This window comes from Candidatus Babeliales bacterium, from assembly GCA_035455925.1.
In the GTDB taxonomy this organism is placed as follows: domain Bacteria; phylum Babelota; class Babeliae; order Babelales; family Vermiphilaceae; genus SOIL31.
Genome location: DATIEE010000003.1, coordinates 1 through 3,888, shown reverse-complemented (window position 1 = coordinate 3,888; position 3,888 = coordinate 1). Strand labels below are relative to the sequence as shown.

At 33.2% G+C, this 3,888-nt stretch carries 5 protein-coding genes; 3 read left to right on the top strand and 2 right to left on the bottom strand.

Going from position 1 to position 3,888, the window contains the following annotated elements; all coding sequences use genetic code 11:
• Nucleotides 1-273: 273 nt before the first annotated feature.
• On the top strand, nt 274-2,031 hold the full coding sequence (locus VLB80_00355) for a polymorphic toxin type 17 domain-containing protein (protein ID HSC24654.1): 1,758 nt from the start codon (nt 274-276) through the stop codon (nt 2,029-2,031).
• Complete coding sequence (locus VLB80_00350) at nt 2,028-2,435, top strand: hypothetical protein (GenBank protein ID HSC24653.1); 408 nt, start codon at nt 2,028-2,030, stop codon at nt 2,433-2,435. The genes VLB80_00355 and VLB80_00350 overlap by 4 nt, the downstream gene beginning before the upstream one ends.
• A gap of 38 nt (nt 2,436-2,473) precedes the next feature.
• Here the strand turns inward: VLB80_00350 and VLB80_00345 are convergent, their stop codons facing one another.
• Together VLB80_00345 and VLB80_00340 are read right to left on the bottom strand one after the other, a co-directional pair.
• Nucleotides 2,474-3,178: a DNA alkylation repair protein gene (locus VLB80_00345; protein ID HSC24652.1), complete on the bottom strand. Its 705-nt coding sequence runs from the start codon at nt 3,176-3,178 to the stop codon at nt 2,474-2,476.
• Between the two features lie 17 nt (nt 3,179-3,195).
• Entirely contained in the window at nt 3,196-3,438 is a 243-nt protein-coding gene (locus tag VLB80_00340; GenBank protein ID HSC24651.1) for a methylated-DNA--[protein]-cysteine S-methyltransferase, read from the bottom strand.
• A gap of 144 nt (nt 3,439-3,582) precedes the next feature.
• Between VLB80_00340 and VLB80_00335 the strand changes: the two genes are divergently transcribed.
• Nucleotides 3,583-3,888 (top strand): F0F1 ATP synthase subunit gamma (locus VLB80_00335; protein HSC24650.1); only part of this gene is annotated, 306 nt, incomplete at its 3' end.

The window sequence follows — 3,888 nt, the reverse complement described above, 5'->3', positions numbered from 1 at the left end:
TCAATTACAACATCTCATATTTCAATCATTACTCTCTGAGCATGCCGCGCGATTTATTTCTATGGACAACTCAACGCGTAATGCAAATCATTTATTAAACAGCACTAAATTAGAATATAATAAAGTACGTCAAGCAAAAATTACAACAGAAATCACCGAATTAACGGGTAATTTTTAACACTTTCAACCTGCAGCCCTACCCTTTAGCTTACGCTTTTCATGCTTCTGACCAATGATCAGAATATAGAGATTTAAAATATCAAAGAGATAGTAATGAATCTAACGCATATAAAATATCGCATTTTTATACTATTTTTACTTGCCATAGGGTTTACCAATCCCTCTGATATGCATTTTGTTCACGAACCACACGTATTACAAGCTATAAATATATCACATGCCAACTCTCATAGCATCCATTCTAATGATGCTAAATGGCTCCCTTCGCAGCAAACATATTATAACGAAATAGTTAAAACAAGAGGCATATCACCACACTATACGATCGAGCACTATAAACACTATTTTGACGCTTGTGGATTTACAGAAAGCCAAATTTTAAATTACGACCGTTTATACACATCTGATGAATTTGTAAAACTTGCAAAAACATATCCTGACTATGAAAACACAATAAATCAACTCCACAAAAAACTTAACAATCTTACTTCGTTCAAAAAATTTTTATCTACTCTCTCAGGATCATATTATCCAGGATTAAAAAAACGTATACAATTTTTGTATGATGAAATAAACACCAAACGAATGATTTCGACATTTCATGAATGCATATCTGAATACAAAATATTAGATTCTATATATCGCACTTATATACCATCATTATCTCTTGCCATTGAGAAACGATTAAAAATATATAATGATATGTGCAATGCGAATATTACTGCGCATAAAACAAAAATATATGACTTAAACAATAACATCAAACAACTATTACATAATCATGGCCATGATGAAAATCAATTTAACCAATGTACAGGCAACCCGCTACAACTGGCTCTGCATAACGAATCTCTTAATATTCTTGAGCGCATTAGTTCTTTACCTGCACATTCAGCATTGCATGATCATCAAGAAGCATTAATTGATTATTCTGCATCAATAGTTGCCTATAATCATGTAGGCCTTACAGATAAAGCTATGTATATTGCTGATTTCTGTTGGACATTAATTGATTATGGTCAGGCAATTATTGAAGGAGCTGTATTAGGATTATATTCTGCTGCTAGCGATATAATTGAAAATCCTATTGAAGCAACAGCATCTATCATTGCTGGTCGACAAATTCTTGCATACCAACTTTGTAAAATTATCTATAATGTTGCTGATATTGGTTTAACAGCCATAGTTGATGTATGCCAAGCAAAAGAAAAATGGAATAACTACAGTGAACCGCTGAATAACATTATTACTGCTATACAAAACAAAAAAATGTCATTGCGAGATGCCATCGAAAATGGCACTGCCCTTGCAGTTGGATGGAAAGCACAAAGTAAATTACTGAGTGGATTGGGTAAATTTTGTACTAGCATTAAGCAAAAAAGTGTTCATTTTGCTCAAAACAACCCCTTATTGAGTCCGCAAGAGTATTTAGCAACTCCAGATGGGTTACTGCTTAAAGCTACGTCTCAATCAACTAGACTTAAACAGTCTGGACAATTAAGCACAACAATAAATGTAAAAAACAGCGTTGAAAACAAAGTAGCCAATCATAAAAGTATTAAGCGTTTAATAAAAGACGCAAAGCTCCCAACAAAAGGAAAGCTGTGGTATGTTCCTCCTAAAAAACTTCACATATCCGATGGATTGCCACGCACACGATGGCATGACAAAAGAACAGGTTTTATAGATAGATTTGATAATGTTTGGCTTCGAGGAAAAAGTAGAACTATAGGACAAGATTTTGAATGGGATGTTCAATTGTCACCACAAGGACAAAGCAAAGTAGGATGGATGACGCGTGATAATAGTCATCTCAATGTTAGTTTAAATGGAAGGGTAACACACAAATGAAATTATATTACTATATTGGAATTCATTTAATTGCTCAGAAAAATATAAATATACAAAAATTATCTACTAAACTCGACAATTATATACAAAGAAGCTTGCCCGATACACATATCATCCTAGAAGCAAATAGTTTATACTGGAAGGAACCCGAATCTAACAATATTATTTATAGTATTCTAAATAATCATAATATTAAAATATCAGACTTACTTACGCTTTTCCCTCTTTCCTGGAACTACTCAGAGGGGTATGTATATAATGTAGAAATTCAGCAACAAGTTAATAATGAAGAAGCCATATGGAGTCAATTATGCCATCCGGAAGAAGTTTTTTTAATGCCCGAAGTTGAATGGGTTCATATATATACATGGGAAATAACTGAAGAACCAATTGTGATAAATTAAAAAGTTATAATTTCATGTCTTTTTAACAAAGGTGGCCGCTATCGAACCTCCAAATATAATTTTCTTTGGTGTTCTGGAAACTTTTCGATAGCATAGCGCAGCATTGTTCTTGGCATGCGCGTAGCATATGTATCAAGAAAATTGATTAACAATTGTATATTTTTTTTACCAGCTTCACGCAACATCCAGCCGACAGCTTTACGAATAAGATCATGCGTATCAGCTAGTAGCAGCAAGGCGATTTTAAAGGTCCATTCAAATTCACTATTACGTATAAAATACCATGTTGAAATAATTGCAATACGTCGTTCCCATAGAATATTTGACTGAGCTAATGCTACAAGAATATTTTTCTCCTTATGTAACAAATGAGCACCTATAATCAAATGTGCTGATGCATCGACAAGATTCCAATTATTAACGTACTTCAAATTGCTCATGTAAAATTGATACAGTTCATTTTTGTTAGCCTCCTGAGCTTTTTGATACTGTTGCACTAAAATAATCAGAGCTAACAATCTTTCCTCATTAATTGCTGATTCAAAAAGTTTCGTAAGTTCATCGCGAGATAAATCTAAAAATTTTTTTGCTATTGCACGCAATGCAGGAACAGGAACACCAATAAATTGATCATGCTCTGCATAACTACCTATGCCGGTTTTAAAAAAATAGCTCTGCTTATCGTGGGCTACAGTTGATGATGTTGTCAAAATTGATTTAATCTGATCATTTTTATTTGTCATGGTCTAAACTTTCAAAATCAAGAAGCCATTTTTTTACGAGCAATACCGCCGCCATATCCACCAATATCTCCATTGCTATTGATAATGCGGCGACAAGGAATGACAATAGCAATTTGATTAGCCCCATTAGCATTTGCTACAGCTCTACATGCAAATTTATTGCCTATAATATTTGCTTGATCAGCATAACTTTTTGTTTGATCATAGGGAATTTCATGCAATGCACTATAAAATTCTTGTTTCATTTTTTCTGTTATCATTTTTACCTCGCTTAATAGCTTGAATAATAAACGCAATGACTCACTTTATGCTTTTAAGTATAAGGTCTATATAAAAATATGCGACCGAAATTAAGGCATTGATTTTTTATTTTGTAAGATAGAAAAAAACATGTGTCATTGCTCGTGGACAAATTATTGCATATCGATAATATATTCAAAAATTTCTTTGAAGCAACGGCAATCAACCTTATTCCATTCAACTTCACGCAAATATCTACTGAAATAATGCCGCCAACAGAAGGGTATCTGTGGGATGAATCACCAGCAGAAATTTTAAATACACTCGCTGTACAATATATTGAAGCTCAATTACAACATCTCATATTTCAATCATTACTCTCTGAGCATGCCGCGCGATTTATTTCTATGGACAACTCAACGCGTAATGCAAATCATTTATTAAACAGCACTAAATTAGAATATAATAAA